A 26,619-nucleotide genomic window follows, 5' to 3' on the forward strand; every position below is an offset into this window, starting at 1 on the left:
CGCGAAGGCGGGGATCCAGCTCACCTCGCCAGCCCTAGCTGGATCCCCGCCTTCGCGGGGATGACGAGGGAAGCGGGATCAATGTCTTACTCGATCACCTTCGGCACGCCGAAGAAGCCGTGCTCGGCCGCGGGTGCGTTGGCGAGGACGTCGTCGCGCTTGCCGCCGCCGGTCAGCGGATCGGCGTCGACCACGTCGTCGCGCAAGCGCAGCGTGTTGGGGATCACCGCCGCCATCGGCTCGATCCCCGTGACATCGACCTCGCCCAGCTGCTCGACCCACTGGAGGATGCCGTTCAGTTCCGGCACCATCTGTTCGAGCGCGGCATCATCCATGCGGATGCGCGCGAGGCTGGCGATCTTCGCGACGGTTGCCTTGTCGACCGACATGAGCGCGCCGCCCTTACTGGCCCGGAGCCGCCTGGGGCGCTTCGGCCGGGGCACCGCCCTGCGCCGCGCCGCCGCCCTGCGCGCCCATCTGGGCCTGCATGGTCTGCTGGAGCACCTTGAGGTTCCGGTCGAAGGTCTCGCGGCTCATGATGTCGACCACTTCGATATCGAACTCGAGATCGGCGTTGGGCGGGATCGGCGAGCCCTGTGGCGGGGTCGCGCCATAGGCCTGGTCGGCGGGGATGAAGAGCTTGTACTTGCCGCCCTTCTGCATCTGCTGGAGGCCCTTGAAGAAGCCCGGGATGGTCGCGCCCTCTTCCAGCGGGAAGGGGCTGCCCTGCGGGAACAGGCCCTGCACCGGCAGCGGGATTTCGCGCGATTCGTCGAACACGGTGCCGTCGGCAGCGAGCTTGCCCTTGTACTTCACCCACACGACCTCGCCCGTCTTCGGCGTCGGGCCGGTGCCGGCGACTTCGGTATCGACCGAGACCCCCTTGGGGATCGCCGACCAGGCCAGCCCCGCACCGACCAGAATGGCGAGGATTACCCCGATCCAGAGCTTCGTCAGCGAGCCCTTCTTGACGGGCTGGATAGGAACGCGGGTAATCTCGGTCATGATCTTGTCCTGCTAGGCACGGGTGCGTGACGACAAAAGGGCGCGGAATGAAACCGCGCCCTGATGGCTGATCGTAAAGGGGGATTCAAGCGGTTCCCGACAGGGAAACGCGCTTGGCAACGGGATTACTTGCTCCCGTCGCGCTCCATCCGCTTGCGCTCCATCTTGCGGGCGCGGCGCACGGCAGCAGCCTTTTCGCGGGCGCGCTTTTCGGAGGGCTTTTCGTAGTGGCGACGCAGCTTCATCTCGCGATAAACGCCTTCGCGCTGCAGCTTCTTCTTGAGCGCGCGCAGGGCCTGATCGACATTGTTATCGCGAACCATGATTTGCATAAACGACGACTACCTCATGTCCAAACGCCCAGAGCCCCGCTGTGATTCTGCGCGGGGGTGCGCGGTGAATTTCCAATGAAATACGGGCGATTCCCATGGGGGACCGCCCTTCAATCGGCGCCCCGATAGTCCAACAGCGGCAAAATGGCAAGCCGCCACAGCGCAATGACGCGCATTGGCGCCCTTACCGCGCTAGGCAGATCGCCCTGCCCTCGCTAAAGGCTCGGGCATGGCCGGTGAAATCTCCCCCCTCATGGCAAGCCTCAATGTCGCCGTCGGCGGCGCGGCGGGCTCGGTGCTGCGGTATCACGCCGGGCGCGTGGTGACGAACCTCGCGCCGGCGGGGAGCGCCTTTCCGTGGGGGACGCTGGCGGTCAATGTCGTGGGCAGCCTCGCCATGGGCGCGCTGATCGGCTGGATCGCGCGCGGCACCCTGTCAGAGACCGGTGCCGAATCCGCGCGGCTGCTGATCGGGGTCGGGCTGCTCGGCGGCTTCACCACCTTCAGCGCCTTCGGGGCCGAGCTCTTCACGATGATCCACCGCGGGCAGATGGGCATGGCCGCGGGATATGCCGCCGCCTCGCTGGTCGCCGGGGTCGCCGCGGTGCTAGCCGGGATCGTCGCTGCACAGAGTGTTGCGGCATGAGCGAGACCCCCGCCACCGACAACGTCCGCCAGTTCACCGTCGGCGAGGATGACGACGGCATTCGGCTCGACCGCTGGTTCAAGCGCAACCTGCCGCAGGTCGGCTTTGCCACGGTCTCGCGCTGGGCGCGCACCGGGCAGATCCGGGTCGATGGCAAGCGCGCCAAGCCGGAAGACCGCCTCGCGGCCGGACAGGTGCTGCGCGTGCCCCCTGGCGGAGAGGACGCGCCGAAGAAGGCTTCCGCCGCGCCGCGTGTCCGCACGCTCAGCCCCGAACAGATCGCCGAAGCGAAGGACATGGTGATCCATGAAACCCGCGCCGCGATCGTGCTCAACAAGCCACCGGGCCTCGCCACGCAAGGCGGGAGCAAGACCACCAAGCACGTCGATGGCTTGCTCGATGCCTTCGTCGAGGACGAGCGCACCCCGCGCCCGCGCCTCGTCCACCGGCTCGACAAGGATACCAGCGGCGTCCTCCTGATCGCCCGCACGCCGGGGAGCGCCGCGAGCTTCTCCAAGCGCTTCGCCAGCCGCAGCGCGCGCAAGGTCTACTGGGCGCTGGTGGTCGGCAAGCCCGACCTTGCTGAGGGCGTGATCGACGCGCCGCTCGCCAAGCAGCCGGGCACCGGCGGCGAGAAGATGCATATCGACGAGGAGAACGGCGCAGCGGCCAAGACCCGCTACCGCGTGGTCGACAGCGCGGGCCAGCGCGCCGCGTGGGTCGAACTCGAGCCGCTGACGGGCCGCACCCACCAGCTGCGCGTCCACATGGCCGCGATCGGCCACCCGATCGTGGGCGACGGCAAATATGGCGGGCCCGATGCCTTCCTCACCGGCGCGGTGAGCCGGAAGATGCACCTCCACGCGCGCCGCCTGATCATCACCGAACCAAAGGCGGGAGAGGGAACCGGCGGCAAGCTCGACGTGACCGCCGAACTCCCCCCGCATTTCGCCGCGAGCATGGAGGTGCTGGGCTTCGATCCCGCCATGTCCGACGCCTCGCCCTTGCGCGAAGAGGTGCCGGAGAAGACCCCGGAAGAGAAGAAGCAGGCCGCGCGCCGCCACTTCAAGCAGGCGCGCAAGGAAGAGCGTGCCCCCCGCCGTGCGCGCGGGGCCGCCAATGCCAAGGCGAAGGCGAAGCCCAAGGGCAAGCCCAAGGTGAAGAGCAAACCGGGCGCGAAGCCCGGCGCCAAGCCCGGAGGCCGCAAGCCGGGCCGCTGATGCATCCCAATCCGCTGTATCGTACCGATGACCGCAGCCTGTGCGAGAGCCTGATCGAGGAGATCGGCTTCGGCATGGTGTTCGCCACCACGCCTGACGGGCCGCGGGTCGCGCACACGCCGCTGATCTCGACCGGTGATGGAGCGATCCAGTTCCACCTCGCGCGCGGCAACGCCCTGACGCGCCACCTTTCCGCCGGGGCCGACGCGCTGATCGTGGTCAACGGCCCGGACGCTTATGTCAGCCCCCGTTGGTACGACAACCGCGACACGGTGCCGACGTGGGATTACGTCTCGCTCGAGCTGGAAGGCCGGGTGCGCAGGATGGCCGACGAGGGCCTCGAAGCCTTCCTCCACGCCGCGATCCTCAAGCACGAAGGGCGGCTCGGGGGCGATGCATGGCTGGCCGAGGAATCCTCCGAGAAAGTCTGGAGCGGGCTGTTCCGCGGCATCGTCGGCTTCGAGCTCGAGGTGCTGGCGTGGCGGCCGACGCTGAAGCTGTCGCAGAACAAGTCCGCCGAAGAGCGCGCGCGCGTCGCCGAGGGGCTGGAAGCCGCAGGCCACGCCGCCCTCGCCCATCTCGTGCGGGAGCTGCCGGCATGACGCGGCTGCCCGTGCGCTTGGCCGTGTTCGACTGCGACGGCACGCTGGTCGACGGGCAGGCCGACGTCTGCTGGGCGATGGAGCGCGCCTTCACCCGCGCAGGGCTCGCAGCGCCCGACAACCACGCCGTGCGCCGCATCGTCGGCCTCAGCTTGCCTGCCGCCGTGCGCAGCCTCGCGCCGGCCCTCTCCGACGAGCAGAACCGCGCGGTCACCGAATTCTACCGCTCCAGCTTCCGCGCGCGGCGCGAGGAAGGGTTGCTCGACGAGCCGCTGTATGACGGCATCGCCGAGCTGCTGCGCGCTCTTCACGCCGATGGCTGGAGCCTCGCCGTCGCCACCGGCAAGTCAGACCGCGGGCTCGCCGCCTGCCTTGCCAGCCACGGCATCGCCGACCTGTTCGTCTCGCTCCAGACCGCCGACCGCCACCCCTCCAAGCCCCACCCCGCGATGCTCGAAGCCGCGCTGTTCGAAGCGGGAGCGCAACGCGAGGAAGCCGTGATGATCGGCGACACCAGCTTCGACATGCTGATGGCGCGCAGCATCGGGGTCGCCGCGATCGGGGTCGGCTGGGGCTATCACGGCGCGCATGAGCTGATCGCCAGCGGCGCGGCGCGCGTGGCCGAGACCGCTGCGGACCTTGCCGCCGCATTGGAGGACACCCTGCCATGAGCCGTTCCGACCGCGAGATCGCCGATGCCCGGGCGCGCACCGGGTTCATCGTCATCACCCTCGTCCGCTTCGGCGGGATCGCCCTGATCATGCTCGGCTTCGCGATTTCGGGCGGGGTGATCGACCTGCCGCGGCCGCTCGGCGCGGTGCTGGCGGTGATGGGCTTCTTCGAATTCTTCTTCCTCCCCCGCTTCATCGCGCGGGCGTGGAATGCGAAGGACAGCACGCGCAAATGATCCGCCGGTTCTACAAGGACGTGACGCTCGCCGGGGTGGCGGGCGGGCACCAGGTGATGCTCGACGCGCGCGGGGTAAAGACCGTCGGCGGCGCGCCGCAGATCGTGCCGACCGCAGCGCTCGGCGAGGCGATGGCGGCGGAGTGGCGCCAGCAGGGCGAAAAGATCGACCCCGCCAGCCTCCCCTTGCGCGACATGGCGGATTACGCGATCGACATCGTCGCGGCCGATCCGGCGGCAGTGGCCAAGGGCCTCGTCGCCTATGGCGAGACCGACACGCTATGTTACCGCGCCGATCCGGACGAACCGCTCCACGCGCGCCAGCAGGCCGTGTGGGAGCCGCTGCTCCGGCAATTCGAGGCCGCGCACGGCGTCACTCTGGTGCGGGTCAGCGGCGTGGTCCACCGCCCGCAGCCGCCCGAGACGCTGGCGAAGCTGGAAGCGCGGCTCCTCGCCCTCCCGCCCTTCGTGCTCGCGGGGGTCGAGGCCATGACCAAGCTCGCCGCCTCGCTCGTCACCGCGCTCGCCGCGCTCGATGCGACCCACGAGGACGAGCCGCTCGCACTGTGGCAGGCGGTGTGTCTGGAAGAGGAATGGCAGGCCGACCTGTGGGGCCGCGACTGGGAGGCCGAGGAGCGGCGTGCCCGGCGCGAGGCCGATTTCCTGCGCGCCTGCGCCTTCGCGCGGCTGGCGCGGGGCTAGATCAGCCCGCCGCCACCCAGTCGGCGATGTCCTTGGCGATCCGGTTCGCCGCGATATTGAGCGCCGCGCCGACCGCGCGGGTTTCGGCGACGACGCCGGTCTCCTTCGCCTCGAACCGCCGCGTGGTCACGGTGCCGTCCTTGGTGATCCGCACCGCATCGAAACGCACCACCGCCGAGGAGGTCTGCGCGTCGTAGCCCATGTCGATCAGCGTGCCCTGCAAGGTCACCGTGGCGAGCGTGGTCGTGTCGTCCCCGTCGATCACCAGTGCCTGCCCGCGCGAGCGGATCGTCTCGCCCACCAGCCGCCGGAACAGGCGTGCGGGCTTTTCGACCCAGAAGGCCTCCTTGAGATAGGCGAGCTCGGTATCGCTCACCGCCACCGGCACGCGGATCACATCGAGCTTGGCGGGGGTGTCGAAGGCCATCACCGCGATCACCGGACGCTCGGCCCCGGCGGCGACGCCCGGCCCGGCGGGCGCGGTGGCGGCGGGGCTGAGGGTGAGCAGGCTCGCGGGCGGATCGCCGCCGAGGCTGATGCAGCCCGTCAGCGCGAGCGCTAGCGGAACAGCAAGCAGGACAGGCCGGAAGCGGATGGTCATGCGGTCGTTCCCCTATTGCGGCTTATATTCGGGCAGCGACTTGCCGCCCACCAGAGCGCCCGCGCCTTCGGCTTCGAGCTTCTCGGTGATCGAACGCAGCGCGCGGCTGGTGGCGCGCAGGTCCTGCAAGGTCGCCTCGGCATTGGGCAGGGTGCTGGTGCGCAGTTGCCGCGCGGCCGGGCGCGTATCCTCCAGCGTCGCCGAAAGCGAGGCGAGCGCGGCATTGGCGCTCTTCAGCGTTTCGCGCAGTTCGCGCGCCAGCGGCTCGCCTTCCTTGTCGACGAGGGTATTGGTTGTCAGCGCCAGCTTTTCCGCCGCATCGAGCGTCTGGTTGAATTCCTGCATGGTGACGCGGAATTCCTTGAGGTTCTGCGTCAGCTCCGGGGTCGCATCGGCGAGGCCGCCGGTCAGGCGGTTGGAGTTCTTGAGGATGCCCGCCAGCTCCTTCTGGTTTTCGGGCCCGAGGATGGTGTTGAGCTGTTCGGTCAGGGTCGCCAGGCGCTCAAGCAGCAGCGGCGCGTTGGCGACGATCTCGCCGAAGCCGCCGCGCCCCGGGGGGATCACCGGGCGGCCTTCAGGGCAGGCGGTGGTCTCGCAGGTGATCGGCGGATTGCCCTTGCGGGCGCCGTCCAAGAGGATCGTCGAGACGCCGGTGAAGCTCGCCTGGATGGTCGCCTGGGTGCCGACGAGGATCGGCACGTCGTCCTTCACCTTCACCCGCACACGCACGAATTCGGGGTTGTCCTTGGCAAGCGCGATCTCGGTCACCTGCCCCACGGGCACGCCCGCGAAGGTCACCTGGCTGCCATTGGCGAGGCCCGAGACCGACTGGTTGTAGAAGATGTCGTATTCGTCCTTTGCGCCTTCATTGAGACGCGCGATCCAGACGATGAACGCCGCCAGCGCCGCCAGCAGCACCAGCGTTACCGCACCGACCCACAGATGATTGGCTCTGGTCTCCATGGCGCTCCTATGCGGCCCGGCGGGCGGGCTTGTCCAATGTTATCGGGCTCATGCGGTGCCCCCCTCCCGCGCCTGAGCGGCATGGGCGCTGCGGCCGCGCGGGCCGTTGAAATATTCCTCGATCCACGGATGCCCCGTCGCCACCAGCTCAGGGATGGTGCCGACCGCGATGATCTTCTTTTCCGCAATCACCGCGACACGGTCGCAGATCTCGTAAAGCGTATCGAGATCATGGGTTATGAGAAACACGGTCAGGCCCAGCGTTTCCTTCAGCTCGCGAGTCAGCCGGTCGAACTTGGCGGCACCGATAGGGTCGAGACCCGCGGTCGGCTCGTCGAGGAACAGCAGCTCGGGATCGAGTGCGAGGGCGCGGGCGAGGCCGGCGCGCTTTTTCATCCCGCCCGACAGCTCGTTGGGATATTTCTGCACGGCGCTTTCCGGCAGGCCTGTCAGCATCACCTTGTAGCGCGCGATCTCGGCACGGAAATCGGAGTCGAGCTCGGGGTAGAACTGCTTCAATGGCACCTCGACGTTCTCGCCCACCGTCAGGGTCGAGAACAGCGCGCCGCCCTGGAACAGCACGCCCCAGCGCTCGCGCACGACGAGGTCGGTCTCGGCATCCTCGCCGCACAGGTTGCGTCCCAGCACGGTGATGCGCCCCGCCTCGGGCTGCTGGAGCCCGATGATCGAGCGCATCAGCACCGACTTGCCCGTGCCCGATCCGCCGACCACGCCGAGAATCTCCCCGCGCCGGACGATAAGGTCGAGCCCCTCGTGGACCGCGAAGTCGCCGAACTTGTTGACCAGCCCCTCGACCACGATGGCCGGGCTGTTGTCATCGGGGTGTTCGTTCATCCGCATCGGATCATCCCCACCCGATTTCGGTGAAGAACACCGCGAAGAAGGCATCGAGCACGATCACCGCGAAGATTGCGGAGACCACCGCCATCGTCGTGCGGCGGCCGACTTCCTCGGAATTGCCGTGGACCTGCATCCCGTGGAAGCATCCCGCGAGCGCGACGATCAGCCCGAAGACCGGCGCCTTGATGAGGCCCACCCACAGGTCGTGCACCGGCACCACTTCCTGAATGCGCACCAGGAAGGTGAAGAAGGGGATGCCGAGCGCGAACTGGCCGACCACCGCTCCGCCGATGATCGCCATCATCGCCGCGTAGAAACCGAGCAGGATCATCATGAAGGTCGCCGCCAGGATGCGCGGGATCACCAGCACCTCGATCGGCGAGATGCCGATGGTGCGCATCGCGTCGATCTCCTCGGTCAGCTTCATCGTCCCGATCTGCGCGGCAAAGGCGCTGCCCGAGCGGCCCGCGACCATGATCGCGGTCATCAGCACGCCAAGCTCGCGCAGGGTAATGCGCCCGACGAGATTGACCGTCAGCGCCTCCGCCCCGAACTGCTCGAGCTGGACCGAGCCCTGCTGGGCGATGACGATGCCGATGAGGAAGCTCATCAGGCCGATGATTGGCAGTGCCGAGACGCCGACCAGCTCCATCTGGTGGACCAGCGCTTTGAGCGGAAAGCGGCTCGGGTGACGCAAGAGGCTGCCAGCGCCAAGGATGATCTGCCCGAAGAAGCCGACCACACCATAGACCCCGCCGCGGGCGTTGAAGACATGCTCGCCGAGTTTGGTCGGCACGCGCTCCCACACCGGCAGGCGGTGCGGGTGGGTATCGCCCCCGGCGTCGATCTCGTGCATCGCCGCGAGCAATCGCTGGGCAGCGGGGCTCGCGCCGGTGATCTCGCTGTTGTGCTCTCGCGCGAAGCGGCACACGACCCACGCGCCCACCGTATCGATCTCCTCGACGCCCGCCAGATCGACGCTGGCGACGGGGCCTGCGAGGGCTTTGAGATCGCGTTCGAGCGGGGCGATGACCGGTAGCGTCAGCTCTCCTGACAGCACCAGCCGACCGCCGTCCGCGCCGCCATCCTCCAGCAAATGTTGCGCGCCGCTTTGCATCGGTAGCGGGGTATGGGGGGATTTTCGTGGTGCCGCAAGGCTCTCGCGACGCAGATTTGGGCTTCCTTGCGACCCTTTGCATCATTGCATCGCAACATGGGTGCTGGCATGGCGCGGGGCATTATGAGCGAGCAGACAAACGCACCTTTGGCCACCACCTTCGACCCCGCTGCGATCGAGGCGCGATGGTATTCCCATTGGGAGACGAACGGCCTGTTCCGGCCCGAACGCCCCGAGGCGGAAGCCTATACCATCGTCAACCCCCCGCCCAACGTCACGGGCAGCCTCCATATCGGCCATGCGCTCGACAACACCTTGCAGGACGTGGTGGTCCGCTACGAACGCCTGCGCGGCAAGGACGCCTTGTGGGTGGTCGGCATGGACCACGCCGGGATCGCGACGCAGATGGTGGTCGAGCGCCAGCTGGAAGCGCGGCAGGACAAGCGCACCAACTACTCGCGCGAGGCCTTCGTCGAGAAGGTGTGGGAGTGGAAGGCCGAGAGCGGCGGCAGCATCGTCGGCCAGCTGCGCCGCCTCGGCTGCTCGATGGACTGGAGCCGCGAGCAGTTCACGATGGACCCGCACTTCACCCGCGCGGTGATCAAGACCTTCGTCGATCTCTACAACGACGGGCTGATCTACCGGGATAAACGCCTGGTGAACTGGGACCCCAAGCTCAAGACCGCGATCAGCGATCTCGAGGTCGAGACGCAAACCATCGCGGGCAGCTTCTGGCACTTCAAATATCCGCTGGCGGACGGCGCGCGGCTCGATGACGGGCGCGATTACCTCGAAGTCGCCACCACCCGGCCCGAGACGATGCTCGCAGACATGGCGGTGGCGGTGAACCCGGCGGACCCGCGCTATCAGAGCGTGATCGGCAAGCACGTGATCCTGCCGCTCACCGGCCGCCGCATCCCGGTGATCGCCGACGAACACGCCGATCCCGAACTCGGCTCGGGCTGCGTCAAGATCACGCCCGGCCACGACTTCAACGACTTCGAAGTCGGCAAGCGCGCGGGCTTTGCCCCGGCCGACATGCTCAACATGCTCGATGCCGAGGCCAACGTGTGCCAGACGGCGGACGGGCTGGTGCCTGACGATTTCATCGGGCTCCACCGCTTCAAGCGAGACGGCGAGGACGGCGCGCGCGAGCTGGTGGTGGCGCGGATGAAGGCGCTCGGGCTGCTCATCCCCCACGTCACCAAGGACAAGGAAGGCAACGAGGTCGAGCACGACGCCGAGCCGCGCCAGATCGCGACCCCCTTCGGCGACCGCGGCGGCGTGGTGATCGAACCGTGGCTGACCGACCAATGGTATGTGAACGCGGCGGAACTCGCCAAGAAGCCGATCGAAGCGGTGCGCTCGGGCGACATCCAGATCGTGCCCAAGACATGGGAGAAGACCTTCTTCAACTGGATGGAAAACATCCAGCCGTGGTGCGTCTCGCGCCAGCTGTGGTGGGGGCACCGGATTCCGGCCTGGTTCGCCGATGACGGCCGCTGCTTCGTTGCCGAGAACGAAGCCGCCGCGCAGGCGCTCGCGGGCGAGGGCGTTGCGCTGACGCAGGACGAGGACGTCCTCGACACGTGGTTCTCCTCCGCCCTGTGGCCCTTCGCCACGCTGGGGTGGCCGGAGGACGACAGCCCGCTCCTCGAAAAGCACTTCCCCAACTCGCTCCTCATCTCCGGCTTCGACATCCTGTTTTTCTGGGATGCGCGGATGATGATGATGGGCTTCTACAACATGGGCCAGAAGCCCTGGGACACGCTCTATCTCCACGGCCTCGTGCGCGCAGCCGATGGCGCGAAGATGTCGAAGTCCAAGGGCAACGTGGTCGATCCGCTCGGCCTCATCGACCAGTACGGCGCGGATGCGCTGCGCTTCTTCATGGCGGCGATGGAGAGCCAGGGCCGCGACATCAAGATGGATGAAAAGCGGGTCGAGGGTTACCGCAACTTCGCCACCAAGCTGTGGAACGCGGCGCGCTTCTGCCAGTCGAACGGGATCGGGGCGTCGAGCACCATCAAGGCCCCGCCCGCGCGGCTTGCCGCCAACCAATGGATCATCGGCGAGGTGCAGGCCTGCGTCACCGAGATCGAAAAGGCGATGGCCGACCTGCGCTTCGATGCGGCGGCGAACGCCATCTACCAGTTCACGTGGTCGAAGTTCTGCGACTGGTATCTCGAGCTGATCAAGCCGGTCTTTGCTGGCGAGCCCGACAGCCCGCCCGCGGTCGAGACCCGTGCGGTGGCCGGCTGGGCGCTCGACCAGATCCTCGTCATGCTCCACCCCTTCATGCCCTTCATCACCGAAGAGCTGTGGCACAAGCTGGGCGCGCGAGATTACGAGCTGATCGTGGCGCAGTGGCCCAAGCCGGAAGCCGAGGTGAGCAAGGAAGCGACCGACGCGATCGACTGGGTGATCGACCTCACCACCAACACCCGCTCGGCCAAGAACGAGCTCGGCATTGCGCCCGGCGCGAAGCTGGCGGCGTGGGTGGCCGCGCCTTCGGACGTCGCTGCGCGCACCATCGAGCGCTCCAGCGCCGCCATCGAACGCCTCGCGCGCCTCACTCCCGTCACCATCGGCGGGGCCCCCGCAGGCCCCGCGATGCAGGTGACCGCGGGCGAGGACGTGTTCGTCATCCCGCTCGAAGGGATCGTCGACATCGCCGCCGAAAAGGCCCGGCTCGAAAAGGCGCTGGCGGCCTCGCAGAAGGAAGCCAAGAGCCTCGAAGGCCGCCTCTCCAACCCTGCCTTCGCCGAGAAGGCCAAGCCCGAAGCGGTCGAGAAGGCCCGCGCCGATCTCGCCCACCATTCGGGCGAAGTCGAGCGGCTGACGGCGGCGCTGGCGCGGCTGGGGTAAGGCGATGCTGCGCCGCCTCCTCGCGGCGTTCGCGCTGCTCACGCCCTCGGCGCTGATGGCGCAGGCGGACGGGGAGGCGATCATCATCACCGGTGTGGTCGATGCCATGGGCGGCGGCGGCGGCTTCCAGAACCAGGGCGAGACCCGCTGGACCAGTTCGGTCCATTTCGTCGCATGGCGCGAGGGGGACGGGCCGGTGCGCACCGACACGCTGAGGGTCGAAATTCCCGACCAGCGCCAGAGCGATTTGTCCAAGTGGGAAGCGGTGTTCCCGCCCCGCACGCTGGTCCGCATCGCGATCCGCGCGCCCGTGCGCGAGGAGAACGGCCGGGCGAAGGCGGTGCTGCGCGCGCCCCTGCCGCGCGTCGAGGATGCCGCCCTGCTGGCCGCCGCCAATCCGTTGCTCAACCCGCCGCCGCTCACCGATCCGGCGTTCGGCACCTTCACCTCCGATCTACAGTTCCCGCAGTGGTTCCGGCAGAAGCGCGAATGGCTGGGGCGCGAGATCGCCGTGGTGCTGACGCTCGACTATGCTGGCCCGCCCGGGCCCGATGCCGGAGCGCAGGCCCTCGCGCGGCTGCATGCGGTGTGGGACGCCCGCGAGGCGTGGGACGCAAGGCTGCGCGAGGCCATCGCTGCCGATTACTACGAGGTCTGGACGGACAACTGGCGCGAGGACGGCCAGTCGCCGGTCAGCCGCGAGGCCTTCAAGGCGCGCTTCACGCTCGAGGAAGCGGAGTTCTCGCCCGATGGCTCCTTCACCTTCACCTTCGGCGACGATGACCTGTTCTGGAGCCACGGGATGATGGTGAGCTACGATCCGGAGACCGACGCGCTCCATGCGGAGATGTTCGGATGATGCTGCGCGCGCTGCTCGCCCTGCTGCTGCTGGCTCTGCCCGCCGCCCTGCGCGCTCAGGAGCCCGCGCCCGCGCCGGTGGTCATCACCGGCGTCGTGCTCGAACATGACACGGGCTATCCGCCCGGCGTCCTGTCGGAGGAATGGCAGCAGTGGTTCAAGCTGATCGCATGGCGCAAGGGTGACGGGCCGATCGAGACCACGCAGATGTCGGTCACCTTCACCGCGCCCACCGAAGAAGCGATCGCCGCGATGCTGGCGCAAATTCCCGAAGGCGGGCTGGTGCGCTTCACCGTCTCGGGCGATGTCACCTACGACCAGAACCGCCCCGAGGCCAAATTGCTGGCGGTGCTGCCGACCCCGGACGACTCCAAGCTGGTGGACACTGCCGTAAGGGTGCTCCATCCCGAGCCGCTGGTCGACCCCGAGCTGGGCACATTTCTCCCCGCGATCCAGCCGCACTTCGCCTTCTCGCAAGAGCGCGAATGGCTCGGGCAGAAGGTCGAGGTGGTGCTGTGGCTCGACCTCAGGCTCGCCGACACCCGCGCGCGCACGCTGGCGACCATCGGCAGGGCGTGGGAGGAGCGCAAGACGCTCGACCGGCGGGCGCGCAAGGAATTGCAGCGCTTCCACGATCTGTGGCGCGAGCAATACCAGCGCCCCGGCGGGCCTGCGCTTTCCCGCGCCGGCTTCGCCAAGCGGCTGAAGCTGGTGGAGGTCTCCGCCTTCGACAATGGCGATATCGGCCTGCGCTACGTGCTCGACGGAGTCGATGACTTTCCGGTGATGGACTTCCGTCTCTGGAACGACGGCACGATCGAGACGAACATCCCATGAACGTCGTCCTTGCCACCGACGACACCGGCGGGCCGGAGATCTTCGCCTCGTTGCAGGGCGAAGGGCCGAGCATGGGCATGCCGGTCGCCTTCGTGCGCCTCTCGCGCTGCAACCTTGCCTGCACCTGGTGCGACACGGCCTATACCTGGCGGTTCGAGGGGGACAACCGGCCGCACCGGGACGGGATCGCCTTCGAGCGCAAGGCCAATCAGGTGACGCTTTCGCCTGCCGAAACGGCCGAGCGGATCGCTGCCCTCGGCCAGAAGCGCCTCGTCATCACCGGGGGCGAGCCTTTGCTTCAGGCCCCGGCGCTCGCCGAGATGCTCACGAACCTGCCCGACATTTCGGTCGAGATCGAGACCAACGGCACCGTCGCCCCGCATGCGCGGCTCGATGTGCGGGTCGACCAGTACAATGTCAGCCCCAAGCTCGCGCATTCGGGCAACCCCGCCGATCTCGCACTGCTTCCCGAACGCCTCGACGCATGGGCGAGCGAGCCGCGCGCCTTCCTCAAATTCGTGATCGCCTCGCCCGCAGACGTGGACGAGGTGCTGGCGCTCCACGCGCGCTACCGCTTCCGCCCCGAGCGCGTGTTCCTGATGGCCGAGGGGACCGACAGCGCCACCCTGCGCGCGCGGCAGGCGTGGCTTTCCGAGCTGTGCCTGAAGCACGGCTTCCGGATGTCAGACCGGATGCATATTCACCTGTACGGGGATACGCGGGGAACGTGACTTGTTGGCGTGCCCGCCTCCGCGGGCACGTCCTCGGTGCTGTTCCCTCCCCCCGGCTCGAGGCCGGGGTCCGGGGCACCTGCGGCTCGCGCGCGTGCGCTCGCGGTCGCTGGCGCGACCGAAGACAGCGCGACGCTCGAGCAATGGAGGTGCCTCGGTCCGCCATCGGACGGACCGCAAGGCCGACTGGCCGCCCGCAGGCGCCCGTAGCGTAGCGAAGGAACAGCGCCGAGGACGTCCGCGCGGAGGCGCGCGGACGCAGAGAAAACAGCCTACCCCTGGCTTCTCCAGCGCATCACCACGCGGTCGACCAGTTCTTCCTCGCCGCCGTCCTGCTTCCACAGTTCGGCGAAGCTCGGGTCTTCGGAGGCCGGGCGCTTGTGTTCCTCAAGGTTGTCGAAGGTCACGCGGATCGGGATCGCGACGCCTTCGCCGCAGATGATGCATTCGCGGTTGCGCAGCGCCGGGATCGAATCGAGGAAGCCGCGCGCGCCTTCGGGCATGGCGGCCTTCACGAAGGCCTGGTCGCGGTCGTTGTTGAGGCGCATCGCGATGATCGTGCCGCACTGCGAAAGCACGCCTTCGGCAAGGTCCGAGGGGCGCTGGGTGATGAGGCCGAGGCTGATGCCGTATTTACGGCCTTCCTTGGCGATGCGGCTGAGGATCTTGCCGACAGACGAGCCGTCGGCATTCTTCTCGTTGGGCACGTAGCGGTGCGCTTCCTCGCACACCAGAAGCACGGGGCGGGTCTTTTCGTCGCGGCCCCAGATCGCGAAGTCGAAGACGAGGCGGCTGAGCACCGCGACCACGGTCGAGGTGATGTCCGACGGCACGCCCGACACGTCGATGATCGAGATCGGCTTGCCGTGGCCGGGCATGCGGAAGACCTTGGCGATGAACTCCACCATCGTGTCGCCCACCAGCATGCCGGAGAACATGAACTGGTAGCGCGGATCGGCCTTCAGCTCGTCGAGCTTCTGCTTGATCCGCATATAGGGCGCCGAGGAGGTCGCCTTGTCGAGGCGCCCCATCTCGTCCTGAAGGATCGCGCTGAAATCGGACAGCAGATAGGGGATCGGCGAATCCACCGTGATCTTGCCCATCGTCTGTGCCAGCCGGCTCTTGGTGCGCGCGGCCAGCAGCACCTTGGCGAGAATGTCGCTGTCGGTCTGGCGGTCGTTGCCGCTCGAGGAGAGCAGCACCTCGCAATGCTCCTCGAAGTTCATCAGCCAGTAGGGCATCTGGAGGTTCGAGACGTCGAGGATCTGCCCGGTGGTGCGGAACGCGGCGGAATATTCGCCGTGCGGATCGATCATCACGATGTGACCCTTGGGCGATGCCTCGCAGATGCGGTGCAGGATCAGCGCGGCACTGGTCGACTTGCCGGTACCGGTCGAGCCGAGCAGCGCGAAGTGCTTGCCGAGCATCGCATCGATGTAGAGGCCGGCCCGGATGTCCTTGGTCGGGAAGACCTTGCCGATGGTGATGCTGGCGCGGCCATCGCTGGCATAGATCTGTTCGAGATCCTTGGTCGTCGCCGGATAGATCATCGCACCCGGGATCGGGTAGCGGGTAACACCGCGCTTGAACCCGTGGATGCGGCCCGTCAGCTTCTCCTCGCCGCCCTCGCCGAGAAAGTCGATATGGGCGATGATCCCGCCCTCGGTGCGGCGGTCCTTGCGCTGGTCGCGCACGTTGGCGAGCAGCCACGTGTCGCCGACGCGGATCTTGATCTGGCTGCCGACCTGCCCTGCCATCTGCACCGAGGGGTCGGCGTCCTTCATGCATTCGTTGATGCGTTGCAGATCGAGCGCGATCTGCGAGCCCGAGCCCGAGATTTCCAGCACCACGCCGATCGGCAGGCGCGCATTGTCCTGCGTGCCGCGGGCATAGGCCGCCGCGACTTCCTCCGCGCCGGCCGGATTGGGTCCGGTGAAGCGCTCGAAATCCTGTGTGGCGTGATCCGTCATCTAAGCCCGTCCTGCTTGGGTGGCATCCAAAACCACACAAGGGGTAGGACCGGTAAGGTTAAAATCGGGTCAACATTGACCAGAACCTACAAATGGCCGGCCAGTGTCAGCCGCGCGCGAACAGGCGTCCGGCGAGCCACCCCATGCCGAGCGAGAGCGCGATCGCGCCGAGGCCGTAGAAGAACGACCAGCGCTGCGAAGCGGTGACGACCTGCCCTTCCAGCCCCGCCTTCACCACCTCGATCCGCGCCGTCGCGCTCGCCAGCACGCGCCCGCGCGAGACCGCGAAAGTCTCGGCGGTGTAGCGGCCGGTGGTGACGTTGGAGGGCAGGTCGATGCGCGCCTGGTAGAGCACGTTCTCCGCAATCGTCACCCCGCCCGGGTTCTCCTGATACAGGCCCTGCCGCTTGCGCAGCTCGACCAGACCTTGCGCGTAGCGTGCCTGTTCGGCCGGATCGATCGCGCCCGAGGGAGAAAGCTGGATGAAGTCCGTCCCCAGCTCGTAGATCGCGGCTGTGCGTTCATCCACGATCTGGCGGATGGGCCGCGAGGAGGCGACCGCGAAGAAGGCCGGGGCCGAGCGGAAATCGGAGGATCCGGCATTGGCCCAGATGCCCGCGATGCGTTCCTTCTCGCGGATGCGCACGGCCTCGGTCGGGCCCTTGAGCACGACGACGATGTCGTAATTGCCCGTCGCCCGCGCGCCGCCGGGGTCCATCACCGCGCCGTAGAGCAGCAGCCGCGCGCCGGTGAAGCCCTGCCGCACCTCGATCCGCGACTGGCTGACTGCGGGTACCAGAAGCGGCTCGTTCTGCGCGCGCGCCGGCGACGGCACGAGGGCGAGCGCGGCGACTGCCACGGGCAGGGCCGCAAGCCACGCCGCCCCCTTCACCTGCGCAGCCTCACAGGGGGACAACGGTGTAGATCTCATCAGGCTGCACGCCGAGGCCGTAGAGCATCCGCAGCGCGATCAGCAGCACCAGCGTGGCGAGCGCAAGGCGCAGGTATTCGGGCCGAGCCTTCAGAGCGATCTGCGTCCCGAACTGCGCGCCCAGCACCGAACCCAGCAGCAGCAGCGCGGCGAGCACGAGATCGACCGCCTTGGTGGTGAGCGCGTGGGTCATGGTCGTCACCATCGTCACGAACAGGATCTGGAACAGCGATGTGCCCACCACCACATTGCCGCTCATGCCGAGTATGTAGAGCATCGCGGGCACCAGCAGGAAACCGCCGCCCACGCCCATCAGCATGGTGAGGATGCCCACCAGCATCCCGAGAATCATCGGCGCCAGCGGCGAGATGTAGAGGCCCGAGGCATAGAACCGCCAGCGATAGGGCAGCGATGCGACCAGCGGGTGGTGGCGGCGTTTCTTGACCTGCGCGCCGCGCTTGCCGAGCAGGCCGGGGCGCAGCGCGTTCACCGCCTCGCGCATCATCAGCGAGCCGATCGAGCCGAGCAGCACGACGTAGAGGATCGAGATCACCACATCGATCTGGCCGAGCGACTGGAGCAGGCTGAACAGCCCCGCGCCGATCAGCGCGCCGATCATGCCGCCCGCGACCAGCACCGCGCCCATGCGGTAATCGACGCCCTTGCGCCGCGAATGGGCGAGCACGCCGGACACGCTCGCGCCGGTCACCTGCGTCGCGGCGGAGGCGGCGGCGACCGTGGGCGGGATGCCGTAGAAGATCAGCAGCGGCGTCGTCAGAAACCCGCCGCCGACCCCGAACAGGCCGGAAAGGATCCCCGTCAGCCCGCCGAGCAGGACGATATACAGCCCGTTGACCGAGAGATTCGCGATGGGCAGGTAGACGTCCATGCGCGGTAGGCTAGCCGAGGCGGCGAGGGGATTAAACCCGCCAGAGATACTTGTTCTATGATCGCGCTGACGCGCGATGCCACCTTCGGTGGCGCAGACCTCCCGCCCCGCCTCCCCACCGCTGTAGGCGGCCGGCGACGCCGGAAGCCACCAATAGTACCACCAGGATATGGTGGCCGGGTGGGGAGGCGGGGCGGGAGGTCTGCGTCGCGCGCCAGCGCGACCGAAAGCTAGAACTGCGTCGAGACTGTCGCCGCCACACCGCTGTCGGGGCTCGCGTCGCCCGCCACCCTTTGCCGCCAGTCGACCGTCACGCGGGTCGGGACCTTGCCGACCTTCATGTCGAGCCGCAGCGTCGGGCCGATGTCGAGCCGCTCGGCATCCTTCTGCGCCCCGCCCCACACCGCCGCGCCGAGGCTGAGGCTGAGGGCATTGCGGCTCAGCCGGTCGACCAGCCGGATCGGGCCGGTCACGCTCGCCTGACCGTCGGCGAACCAGGTCGAGGCCGGACCGCCGACCCAGCCGCCCTGCCCGTAGGCTTCGAGCTGCGTGCCATAGGGAAGGCGCACCGGCGGCAGCTCGGTCACGACGTAGCCCGCCGGGCGCACCGCGGTGCCGAAGGCGGCATCGGTGTAGCGCACCTCGCCCGCCACCCGCAGCGGGACGCTGGCGAGCGGCCGCAGCGAGCCGCCGAGCGCGACCTCGTTCTCCCCGTTCACCACCAGCGCGCGATAGGCGCGCAGGTACAGGCGCGGGTCATAGCTGCTGGCGGGGGCGAGACGGTAGGTCAGCACCGTGCCCGACTGGCTCGCCCCGTAGACCGGCACGCGGCCCTGCGAGACCGGCGCCGCATCCGATCCCTGCCGCCAGAACCCCCAGCCATCGAGCGACCAGCGTCCCGGCGGCGGCGCGGCAGCGGCGAGCACTGGGGGGAGGAAGGGCGGTTTGGGGGCAGACGGCTGAGGCTCGCCCCCGTTATCGCGCGCGGCCAGCCGCGGATCGCCCGGGGGAAGCGAGAAGCCGGCAAGCGCGCCGGGGAGCCAGATCGTCGCGGGTGCGGGGGTCGCAGCCTCGGGCGCGCGGGCATAGCGGGGCATGGCGACGGCGGGCCGCCACAGGCCGGCTCCGGTTCCCTGCATCCTCCCGAGCACAGGAGCGACCCAAGCGGAGGGGGTCTCGGGCACGGGGACATAGCGCGCGAAAGGGGCAAGCTCGGCCCAGGGGGGCGGAGCGCCCGGCGGCGGCGCGAGGCTCGTCGCCTGCGGCACTCCGGCATGGGCCTGCGCGGGGGGCGCGAAGGGGTCCTCCCACCACGCGACCCGCACCGCGCACCACCCCGCCAGCATCACCCCCAGCATCAGCAGCGGGCTGCCCTTGGTCCGGACATGGTGCCGGACGCTGCGGGGCAGGCCCGTCACCGCCTCGCGGGCCCGAACAGGCCGGCCTCGGCCGGGTGGGCATCATGGTCGGTCTTGTCCCACACCGCCTTGCGTCCGCCGAGCGTGCCGATGTAGGCGGTCACCGCGCGCCGCCCCGCGATGATCGCGATGATGTTGGCGAGCGGCAGGCGCAGCACGGCGAACAGCCCCTCGACCGATCCGTATTCGCGCGCGGTGAAGACGAAGCGCATGGCGATGCGCCAGACGAAGGCGACCCCGTTGGCGATCAGCACCGCAGCCAGCAGCGGAGTCAGCGGCGGCGGCTGGGCGACCCCGGCCACCACAAGCAGGCCCATGATCGCGGTCAGGAACACCAGCGCATAGCCCACCAGCAGCACCAGCGCGGTCATCGGCCCGCGCCGGTCGCGCGCGCGCATCCACGTTTCGCGCAGACCCCCGTCCCAGCCGACCCGGTCCCAGCCCTGCAGCGCGATCCCCAGAACCCAGCGTGCCTTCTGGCGCACGACATTCTCGAAGCGGTGGGGGAAGAAGGCGCGGGTCGCGATCAGCCGGCCATCCTCGCCGCGCGCCCGCACGAAGCGGCAGCGCCCGCCCGCGGCGGCTATGGCGAGGCCGAGCTCGTAATCCTCGGTCAGCGAGTCGCTGGCGAAAGGCAGGCCCGCCGCGCCGCCTTCCTCGATGTGGCGCGCCACCAGCCAGTCGAGCGCGCGGCGCGATGCGGCGCAGCCCACGCCCGCGCCCGGCAGCCCCGCCCCCAGCGCATCGCGCACCACCAGCGCCTTGCCATGAGCCTCGGCGAATTCCTCGCAATAGTGGCTGCCGATCTGCCGTTCGAGCCATGCGCGCTGGCGCGGCACCAGCGGTTCGACCGGCAGCTGCACGAAGTCCGCCCCCGCCTCGACCGCCTCGTCGAGCAGCCCGAGCGCGCCGGCATCGACCATGTCCTCGGCATCGTGGAACACCAGCATGGCATAGCGCCGGCCCGACCGCGCCTCGTCCATCGCGAGGGCGGCATAGAGGCGGTTGAGGCAATCGGCCTTGGTGGTCGGGCCTTCGTGCCCGTGGATCACCAGCCGCAGCCGCGTGTCGCCCCGGGCCGCCGCGATCGCCGCGCCGAGCGTGTCGGGATCGTTGCGATAGCAGCCGATATAGAGGCGCAGGTCCGCTTGCTGCCAGGTGTCGAGCAGGTGGCGGATGGTCTGGCCGATCACCGCGTCCTCGCGCCAGGCCGGGATCAGCACCGCGGCCGGGCCGGACAGCTGCCGCTGGCGCAGGCTGACGCGGTTCACCCGCGCCGTCTTCGCCCGCCCGGTTGCCCTGAGCCACAGCCACGCCGCATCGACCGCCAGATCATCCAGCGCGCCGATCAGGAAGAACACTCCTGCGAACAGCAATAGTTCGTGCTGTAGCAGGGCAAGACCCTGCCACAGACCAGGCTCGGTAAAGGACAAGGCGACCCCCTTCCCCAAACAGGAAGAGAATTTACCTTAAGCGCCCTAGTTAAGCAACCGCGGCCAGTATTTTTGTTGGTTTATTTCGTTCTAAAATCGTGACTTGTAAAAACTGGTCACTTTACCAGCTGCCGGTGTTAGCCATGCTCGCCCACGGTTCGGCAGGCTCGAGGTAACCTTCCTGGAGCAGCTCGACAGAGATCCCGTCGGGCGATTTGACGAAGGCCATGTGGCCATCGCGCGGGGGGCGGTGGATGATGTGGCCGGCATCCGCGAGGCGCTGGCAGGTCTCGTAGATATTCTCCACGCGGTAGGCGAGGTGCCCGAAATTGCGCCCGCCGGTATATTCCTCGGCCGACGACCCGTCGCCGGGCGGCCAGTTGTAGGTCAGCTCGACCTCGGCCAGCCCAGCCTGGCCCGGCGCGGCGAGGAAGATCAGCGTGAAGCGCCCGGCCTCGTTGTCGAAGCGGCGCACTTCCTCGAGCCCGATCAGCTTGAAGAACGCGACCGTCGCGTCCGGATCGGCCACGCGGATCATGCTGTGGAGATATTTTACCATTCAAACTCCATTCATCGACGCTGATGCACAACTCGTCGCATCAACTCTTATGAGGGGGAAGATGGTATGAGTGGCGATGACATGCAACCGGCAGCTGCGACGAACGGAGTGCTGCGGCACCCCGAGGCGTTGCGCTGGTTCGGCACGGCGGCGATCCTTTCGGTCGGGATGATCGCGGGCGGATACCTGCTCGGCAACGGCCTGCTGCGCGCCAAGGATGCCGAGCGCGCGGTCACCGTGCGCGGCCTTGCCGAGCGCGATGTCACCGCCGATCTTGCCACCTGGACGATCAGCTATTCCGCCTCCTCGCAGAGCCTCGCCGAAGCGCAGGACAAGGTGCGCCGCGACACGGCCAGCATCGAGGCCTTCTTCAAGGATCTGGGCTTTCCCGCCGACGCGCTCCAGCCGACCGGGGCCAACGTCAACAGCTCGACCGACATGAACGGGGTCACCAGCTTCACCGTGCGCCAGCGGCTCGCGCTGCGCACCAACGACATCGCCCGCGCGCAGAAGGCGGTCGCGCGGCAGTTCGATCTGGTCGGGCGCGGGGTGTTTCTCGAGGAAGGCTCAGGGATGGCCTACACCTTCACCAAGCTCAACGGGATCAAGCCCGAGATGGTGGCCGAGGCGACCAAGGACGCGCGCGCCGCCGCGCAGCAGTTCGCCAAGGATTCGGACTCGAGCGTGGGCAAGATCCGCGACGCGACGCAGGGCTATTTCGAGATCGAGGCGCGCGACGGCGATGCCGGCGGCTGGGGCTCGGCCGACAGTCCCTACAAGAAGGTGCGGGTGGTCACGACGGTCAGCTTCACGCTGGATTAAACCGCCGCGCACTACCGCTTGCCGCCAATAAGGCACATTCCGGCGCGCGGTGCAGAGGGTTTGTTGCACCGCTGCGTCGGGAGAGTTATCCGCCGACCTCGTTCCGAGGCGCGGCCAACGCGCCCGGCAGCTTTCTCTCCCGGGTCGCCAAAAAAGAACCGGATCACCACCTTGGTCATGCTTCAGCGACTACGCGACTTTTTTACGCCCGCTCCCCCGCCCAAGCTTCCGGCGGTGCCTGACGGGCGGCGCTACTATGCCATCGGCGACATCCACGGCCGGCTCGACCTGTTCGAGGCGGTGATCGGCGCGATCGAGGGCGAGATTGCCGCAGCCCCCGCCATCGACCACCGCATCATCCTGCTCGGCGACCTCGTCGACCGCGGCCCGGACAGTGCGGGCGTGGTCGAGCGCACCCGCCAGTGGCAGCAGACCCGCAACGTCCGCGTGCTGGCCGGCAATCACGAGGAAATGTTCCTCAGCGCCTTCGAAAAGCCGGAAAACCTGCGCCATTTCCTGAAGCACGGCGGGCACGAGACGCTGCTCAGCTACGGCTTTTCCTCGCAGCAGCTCGGCACGCTCGATCTGGAAGAGATCTTCGCGCGCCTGCCGCAGGTCGTCTCGCAGTCCACCCGCGACTACATCGCCGGTTTCGAGACGATGATCCGCGCAGGCGACTATGTCTTCGTCCATGCCGGCATCGACCCCTCCCGACCGCTGGGCGAACAGAAGCGCAGCGACCTGCTGTGGATCCGCGAGCGCTTTCTCAGCCACGAAGGCCCGCTCGAGAAGGTCGTGGTCCACGGCCACACCATTTTCGGCCACGTGATGGATTGCGGCAACCGCATCGGAATTGACACTGGCGCTTTCCGCTCGGGTGTGCTTACAGCGCTGGTACTCGAGGGCGACCAGCGGCGGATACTGCAGGCGCGCACCGATGATGGGGGGATGGTTGAAGTGTTCCACGGCGACCGGGCACGTTAAGGTCGCCATGCGCAGCGCCAACCGGCGTCGAATTCTCTTGAGGACCAGGTTTCATGAAGATTGCGATGGTGGGTTCGGGCTATGTCGGGCTCGTGTCGGGGGCTTGCTTTGCCGATTTCGGGCATGACGTCGTCTGCATCGACAAGGATCAGGGCAAGATCGACCGGCTCCATGCCGGGATCATGCCGATCTACGAGCCCGGCCTCGATGCGCTGGTCGAAAGCAATGTGAAGGCGGGCCGGCTCGGCTTCACCACCGATCTGGGCGAAGGCATCAAGGGCGCGGACGCGATCTTCATCGCAGTCGGCACGCCCTCGCGGCGCGGCGATGGCCATGCCGATCTCACCTTCGTCTACGAAGTCGCCCGCGAAGTGGGCGAGAAGCTGGCGAATGACGCCGTGGTCGTCACCAAGTCGACCGTGCCCGTGGGCACCGGCGACGAGGTCGAGCGGATCATCGCCGAGACGGGCACCGCACATAAGGTGTCGGTCGTCTCCAACCCCGAATTCCTGCGCGAGGGCGCCGCGATCGGCGATTTCAAGCGCCCCGACCGCATCGTCATCGGCGCCGAGGACGATTTCGGCCGCGAGGTGATGCGCGAAGTCTACCGCCCGCTGTTCCTCAATGAATCGCCGATCCTCTTCACCTCGCGCCGCACCAGCGAGCTGATCAAATACGCCGCCAACGCCTTCCTCGCGACCAAGATCACCTTCATCAACGAGATGGCGGACCTGTGCGAGAAGGTCGGCGCGAATGTGCAGGATGTCAGCCGCGGCATCGGGATGGACAACCGCATCGGTTCGAAGTTCCTCCACGCCGGCCCCGGCTATGGCGGCTCGTGCTTCCCCAAGGACACGCTCGCGCTGCTCAAGACCGCCGAGGATTACGACAGCCCGACGCGGATCGTGGAAGCCGTGGTCAAGGTCAACGACAGCCGCAAGCGCGCGATGGGCCGCAAGGTCGTCGACGCGCTCGGCGGGATGGACGCGGCACGCGGGAAGAAGGCGGCGCTCCTCGGCCTCACCTTCAAGCCCAACACCGACGACATGCGCGACAGCCCGGCGATCGCGGTCGCGCAGACGCTGATGGACGCGGGCGTTGCCGTGGCCGCCTATGACCCCGAAGGCATGGAGCAGGCCCGCCCGCTGCTGCCCGGCGTCACCATGTGCGACAGCGCCTATGCCGCCATCGAAGGCGCGGACGTGGTGGTGATCGTGACCGAATGGGACGCCTTCCGCGCGCTCGACCTGAAGCGCGTCAAGGAACTGGCGAACGCCCCGGTGATGGTGGACCTGCGCAACGTCTACAAGCCCGAAGACATGCGCGCGGCGGGGTTTGCCTATACGAGTGTGGGGCGGGCGTAGTCTGCTCTGCGCAGCCGCCTCCGCGGCTGCGTCCTCGGTGCTGTTTCAAGCCCTGCGGACTTGAGCACCTGCCGCTCGCGCCGTGCGCTCGCGGCCCGTCCGATGGCAGGCCGAATAGCCCCCCGCCCCGGGTCAGGCCCGGGACGGGGTGAAGGCTACCGCGGCGTCAGGTCGATGCCGTCGCCGAAATCGGCGCGCGCCCCGCAGCTGATGAAGTCCATCGCCTCCTCGGGCGTGTCGCCCATGTTGCCGCTGTAGCGCATGACGATCCGACGCCCGTCGATCCGGAACAGCGGCACCTGCTTGCCGCCCTCGGCCCGGACGCTCCACCAGCCCGTGGCGGGATCGAAGCGCGCAGCCTCCACAGCGAGATCGCACATGTGGGCATTGGCCCCGATTGCGAAGCCCTCGGCCGCGATGCTGCCATCGGCGTTGCCGGTGAGCGTGATCTCCTGCCCGCTTGCCTCGCGCAGCACTGGCAGAATGCGCTCGTAGAGTTCGCCCCTGCGCATCGCATCGGGGAGCGGGAGGGCGTCGAGCTCGTAGGTCACCTTCTCGCCTGGCCTGAGCGCAATGCCCGGGCCCAGCTGCCCGCGCAGCACCGCGATGCGCGCTTCATAGAGATCGGCAAGGCACGTCCGGTCATCCCCGCATTTATCGCGGGAAGCGAGCCAGCGGCGCTGGGCGGCCAGATCGCCCTTGCCTGCCGCGCGTGCCGCTGCCCAAGCGGCCGCCAGATCGCGGTCCAGCGCACGCAGCTCGCTTTCGTATTCGCCGCAGAGGGTCTTTTCGATGGGGGCGGACGCCTTGGCGCAATCAAAGCTCGGGCGGTCTTCGGCCTCGGACAGCGCGCGTGTGGCAGCGATCAGCGTGCGCGCCTCGTCTGCGGTGATGTCCGCGACCGGCGGCTGGTAGGGGTCGCCCGTCTCGTCGAGGTAGACCGAGGTGAAATTTTGCGACATCCGCAGCGGCCCAGCGATGCGCGCCTCGCTCAGGTAGGCGAAAGATGCGGGCGCGATGATCGTGCCGTCGAGCGCCGCGCCTGCGATTCCCTTGGCGTCCCACAGCCACAATCCGCTGATGTCGGCGCGGGTGAGGTCGGCCCCTGCAAAATCGGGAGCGCCGTTGATGCACCACTCGTCGACGGTGATCCCGCAGGCGAAGCTTGCGTCCGTCAGGTTCGCGGCGCGAAAGCTGACGTTCCCGAAATCCGCGCCCTGCCAGGCCGAGACGAAGCGCATCCCCGCAAGATCCGCTCCGGTGAAATCGGAGCCCGCCAGATCGACGCCATAGGTCGACAGCCCCGGCCACCCCGCGCGGGCGGCCTTCGCGCCGGTGAAGGCGATGCGCACCAGCCGCAGGTTCGGGATGGCGGTGCCCTCCCAATTGGTGCCCTCGAGCTCGGTTTCGACCAGACAGGCCCCCTTGAGCAGCGGAGCGAGGGGGCGCATGTCGGCGTCCTTGAAGCTGCCCCCCTGCACCACCCGACGCTTGCCCGCAGGGGCGTTCTTGAGAGCATCGGCGAAGACCTTCGGGCTCGTGATCTCGCGCGCGTCGATGATCGCCCAGCCCGCGCGGGCGGTGGCGGCATCCTCTCCGGGGAGCGCGCAGAGATCGGTGACGGGCGGGTCTTCGGAGGAGGCCTCGGGCTCCTGCACGGCCAAGGCAAGCGCGGCGGCGAGTGTGAGCATTGGCGGCAGATCCTCCCGCCGGAGAGGTTACGCGATGGGGCGCGGCGAGACAAACCCCTTGAGGTGCAGGGATTTCGCCGATCTCCCACGCCCCGGACCTGATCCGGGGCCCAGCGGCTTGGCGAGCAAGGAAGTGAGCGGGGCCCCGGGTCAAGCCCGGGGCGGGGAAAAGGGATGCAGCCATATGCCAGTGATCCGGCCCGCCACCGGACGGGCCGCGAGGCCACGCGGCCGAGCCGCAGGTGCTCGATCCCGAAGGGATCGAAACAGCACCGAGGACGTGCCCGCGGAGGCGGGCACGCAAAACCA

27 protein-coding genes are annotated in these 26,619 nt (G+C 68.2%); 13 read left to right on the forward strand and 14 right to left on the reverse strand.

Annotation, left to right across the window (positions count from 1 at the left end; genetic code table 11):
• Positions 1-86: 86 nt before the first annotated feature.
• The 3 genes from gatC to rpsU form a co-directional block, all read right to left on the reverse strand.
• On the reverse strand, positions 87-389 hold the full coding sequence (gatC, locus tag BZF57_RS08565) for an Asp-tRNA(Asn)/Glu-tRNA(Gln) amidotransferase subunit GatC (RefSeq protein WP_086736748.1): 303 nt from the start codon (positions 387-389) through the stop codon (positions 87-89).
• A gap of 13 nt (positions 390-402) precedes the next feature.
• Positions 403-1,005 carry an FKBP-type peptidyl-prolyl cis-trans isomerase gene (locus BZF57_RS08570; protein ID WP_086736750.1) on the reverse strand — a complete coding sequence of 201 codons (603 nt, stop codon included), beginning with the start codon at positions 1,003-1,005 and terminating at the stop codon, positions 403-405.
• Positions 1,006-1,130: 125 nt separating this feature from the next.
• A complete protein-coding gene (gene rpsU, locus BZF57_RS08575; RefSeq protein ID WP_017664771.1) occupies positions 1,131-1,337 on the reverse strand; it encodes a 30S ribosomal protein S21 in 207 nt (68 codons plus the stop codon).
• Between the two features lie 229 nt (positions 1,338-1,566).
• Here rpsU and crcB point away from each other — a divergent pair, with 229 nt between their 5' ends.
• From crcB to BZF57_RS08605, 6 genes are read left to right on the forward strand one after another with little or no spacing between them, the layout of a single operon-like run.
• A complete protein-coding gene (gene crcB, locus BZF57_RS08580; protein ID WP_240505907.1) occupies positions 1,567-1,983 on the forward strand; it encodes a fluoride efflux transporter CrcB in 417 nt (138 codons plus the stop codon).
• The gene (locus tag BZF57_RS08585; RefSeq protein ID WP_086736753.1) at positions 1,980-3,203 is read left to right on the forward strand and encodes an RluA family pseudouridine synthase; all 1,224 of its coding nucleotides are present in this window, start codon (positions 1,980-1,982) and stop codon (positions 3,201-3,203) included. The genes crcB and BZF57_RS08585 overlap by 4 nt, the downstream gene beginning before the upstream one ends.
• Positions 3,203-3,805, forward strand: coding sequence for an FMN-binding negative transcriptional regulator (locus BZF57_RS08590; RefSeq protein ID WP_086736755.1), 603 nt, complete (start codon positions 3,203-3,205; stop codon positions 3,803-3,805). Before BZF57_RS08585 ends, BZF57_RS08590 begins: the two co-directional genes overlap by 1 nt.
• Entirely contained in the window at positions 3,802-4,476 is a 675-nt protein-coding gene (locus BZF57_RS08595; RefSeq protein ID WP_206073227.1) for an HAD-IA family hydrolase, read from the forward strand. Before BZF57_RS08590 ends, BZF57_RS08595 begins: the two co-directional genes overlap by 4 nt.
• A complete protein-coding gene (locus BZF57_RS08600; RefSeq protein ID WP_086736757.1) occupies positions 4,473-4,712 on the forward strand; it encodes a hypothetical protein in 240 nt (79 codons plus the stop codon). Before BZF57_RS08595 ends, BZF57_RS08600 begins: the two co-directional genes overlap by 4 nt.
• Entirely contained in the window at positions 4,709-5,413 is a 705-nt protein-coding gene (locus BZF57_RS08605; RefSeq protein WP_206073228.1) for an ATP12 family chaperone protein, read from the forward strand. The genes BZF57_RS08600 and BZF57_RS08605 overlap by 4 nt, the downstream gene beginning before the upstream one ends.
• A 1-nt stretch (position 5,414) precedes the next feature.
• On the opposite strand, the gene BZF57_RS08610 is transcribed toward BZF57_RS08605, so the two are convergent.
• Genes BZF57_RS08610 through BZF57_RS08625 form a run of 4 tightly spaced genes read right to left on the reverse strand, consistent with a single transcriptional unit; the run spans position 5,415 to position 8,955 of the window.
• Positions 5,415-6,014: an ABC-type transport auxiliary lipoprotein family protein gene (locus BZF57_RS08610; protein ID WP_086736759.1), complete on the reverse strand. Its 600-nt coding sequence runs from the start codon at positions 6,012-6,014 to the stop codon at positions 5,415-5,417.
• Positions 6,015-6,026: 12 nt separating this feature from the next.
• Positions 6,027-6,977, reverse strand: a complete 951-nt coding sequence (locus BZF57_RS08615) for an MlaD family protein (protein ID WP_086736761.1) — start codon at positions 6,975-6,977, stop codon at positions 6,027-6,029.
• A gap of 48 nt (positions 6,978-7,025) precedes the next feature.
• Positions 7,026-7,832: an ABC transporter ATP-binding protein gene (locus BZF57_RS08620; RefSeq protein ID WP_240505908.1), complete on the reverse strand. Its 807-nt coding sequence runs from the start codon at positions 7,830-7,832 to the stop codon at positions 7,026-7,028.
• A gap of 10 nt (positions 7,833-7,842) precedes the next feature.
• Positions 7,843-8,955: an ABC transporter permease gene (locus tag BZF57_RS08625; RefSeq protein WP_086736766.1), complete on the reverse strand. Its 1,113-nt coding sequence runs from the start codon at positions 8,953-8,955 to the stop codon at positions 7,843-7,845.
• 123 nt (positions 8,956-9,078) lie between these two features.
• Between BZF57_RS08625 and BZF57_RS08630 the strand changes: the two genes are divergently transcribed.
• From BZF57_RS08630 to BZF57_RS08645, 4 genes are read left to right on the forward strand one after another with little or no spacing between them, the layout of a single operon-like run.
• On the forward strand, positions 9,079-11,823 hold the full coding sequence (locus BZF57_RS08630) for a valine--tRNA ligase (RefSeq protein WP_086737130.1): 2,745 nt from the start codon (positions 9,079-9,081) through the stop codon (positions 11,821-11,823).
• Between the two features lie 4 nt (positions 11,824-11,827).
• Positions 11,828-12,682 (forward strand): DUF2262 domain-containing protein, encoded by an 855-nt coding sequence (locus BZF57_RS08635; RefSeq protein ID WP_086736768.1) that lies wholly within the window; start codon positions 11,828-11,830, stop codon positions 12,680-12,682.
• Positions 12,679-13,518 carry a hypothetical protein gene (locus BZF57_RS08640; RefSeq protein WP_086736770.1) on the forward strand — a complete coding sequence of 280 codons (840 nt, stop codon included), beginning with the start codon at positions 12,679-12,681 and terminating at the stop codon, positions 13,516-13,518. Before BZF57_RS08635 ends, BZF57_RS08640 begins: the two co-directional genes overlap by 4 nt.
• Positions 13,515-14,249, forward strand: coding sequence for a 7-carboxy-7-deazaguanine synthase QueE (locus BZF57_RS08645; RefSeq protein ID WP_086736772.1), 735 nt, complete (start codon positions 13,515-13,517; stop codon positions 14,247-14,249). The genes BZF57_RS08640 and BZF57_RS08645 overlap by 4 nt, the downstream gene beginning before the upstream one ends.
• A gap of 272 nt (positions 14,250-14,521) precedes the next feature.
• On the opposite strand, the gene BZF57_RS08650 is transcribed toward BZF57_RS08645, so the two are convergent.
• The 6 genes from BZF57_RS08650 to BZF57_RS08675 all read right to left on the reverse strand — a co-directional run bounded on the left by BZF57_RS08650 (position 14,522) and on the right by BZF57_RS08675 (position 21,449).
• Positions 14,522-16,219, reverse strand: a complete 1,698-nt coding sequence (locus BZF57_RS08650) for an ATP-binding protein (RefSeq protein WP_086736774.1) — start codon at positions 16,217-16,219, stop codon at positions 14,522-14,524.
• A 106-nt stretch (positions 16,220-16,325) separates the two neighbouring features.
• Entirely contained in the window at positions 16,326-17,084 is a 759-nt protein-coding gene (locus BZF57_RS08655) for a TIGR02186 family protein (RefSeq protein WP_420810186.1), read from the reverse strand.
• A gap of 37 nt (positions 17,085-17,121) precedes the next feature.
• Positions 17,122-18,039, reverse strand: a complete 918-nt coding sequence (locus BZF57_RS08660; RefSeq protein ID WP_086736779.1) for a sulfite exporter TauE/SafE family protein — start codon at positions 18,037-18,039, stop codon at positions 17,122-17,124.
• A gap of 230 nt (positions 18,040-18,269) precedes the next feature.
• Positions 18,270-19,457 (reverse strand): hypothetical protein, encoded by a 1,188-nt coding sequence (locus BZF57_RS08665; protein WP_086736781.1) that lies wholly within the window; start codon positions 19,455-19,457, stop codon positions 18,270-18,272.
• Positions 19,454-20,908, reverse strand: coding sequence for a glycosyl transferase family protein (locus BZF57_RS08670; RefSeq protein WP_338029882.1), 1,455 nt, complete (start codon positions 20,906-20,908; stop codon positions 19,454-19,456). The genes BZF57_RS08665 and BZF57_RS08670 overlap by 4 nt, the downstream gene beginning before the upstream one ends.
• 103 nt (positions 20,909-21,011) lie before the next feature.
• Positions 21,012-21,449 carry a VOC family protein gene (locus tag BZF57_RS08675; RefSeq protein WP_086736786.1) on the reverse strand — a complete coding sequence of 146 codons (438 nt, stop codon included), beginning with the start codon at positions 21,447-21,449 and terminating at the stop codon, positions 21,012-21,014.
• A gap of 81 nt (positions 21,450-21,530) precedes the next feature.
• Here BZF57_RS08675 and BZF57_RS08680 point away from each other — a divergent pair, with 81 nt between their 5' ends.
• The 3 genes from BZF57_RS08680 to BZF57_RS08690 all read left to right on the forward strand — a co-directional run bounded on the left by BZF57_RS08680 (position 21,531) and on the right by BZF57_RS08690 (position 24,619).
• Positions 21,531-22,271, forward strand: a complete 741-nt coding sequence (locus BZF57_RS08680; protein WP_420810187.1) for an SIMPL domain-containing protein — start codon at positions 21,531-21,533, stop codon at positions 22,269-22,271.
• A gap of 177 nt (positions 22,272-22,448) precedes the next feature.
• Positions 22,449-23,255 carry a metallophosphoesterase family protein gene (locus tag BZF57_RS08685; RefSeq protein WP_169712943.1) on the forward strand — a complete coding sequence of 269 codons (807 nt, stop codon included), beginning with the start codon at positions 22,449-22,451 and terminating at the stop codon, positions 23,253-23,255.
• 53 nt (positions 23,256-23,308) lie between these two features.
• A complete protein-coding gene (locus BZF57_RS08690) occupies positions 23,309-24,619 on the forward strand; it encodes a UDP-glucose dehydrogenase family protein (protein WP_086736791.1) in 1,311 nt (436 codons plus the stop codon).
• Positions 24,620-24,774: 155 nt separating this feature from the next.
• Here the strand turns inward: BZF57_RS08690 and BZF57_RS08695 are convergent, their stop codons facing one another.
• A complete protein-coding gene (locus tag BZF57_RS08695; protein WP_086736793.1) occupies positions 24,775-26,310 on the reverse strand; it encodes a hypothetical protein in 1,536 nt (511 codons plus the stop codon).
• Positions 26,311-26,619 lie beyond the last annotated feature (309 nt).

The organism is Erythrobacter colymbi, from assembly GCF_002155685.1.
GTDB classification, from domain to species: domain Bacteria; phylum Pseudomonadota; class Alphaproteobacteria; order Sphingomonadales; family Sphingomonadaceae; genus Erythrobacter; species Erythrobacter colymbi.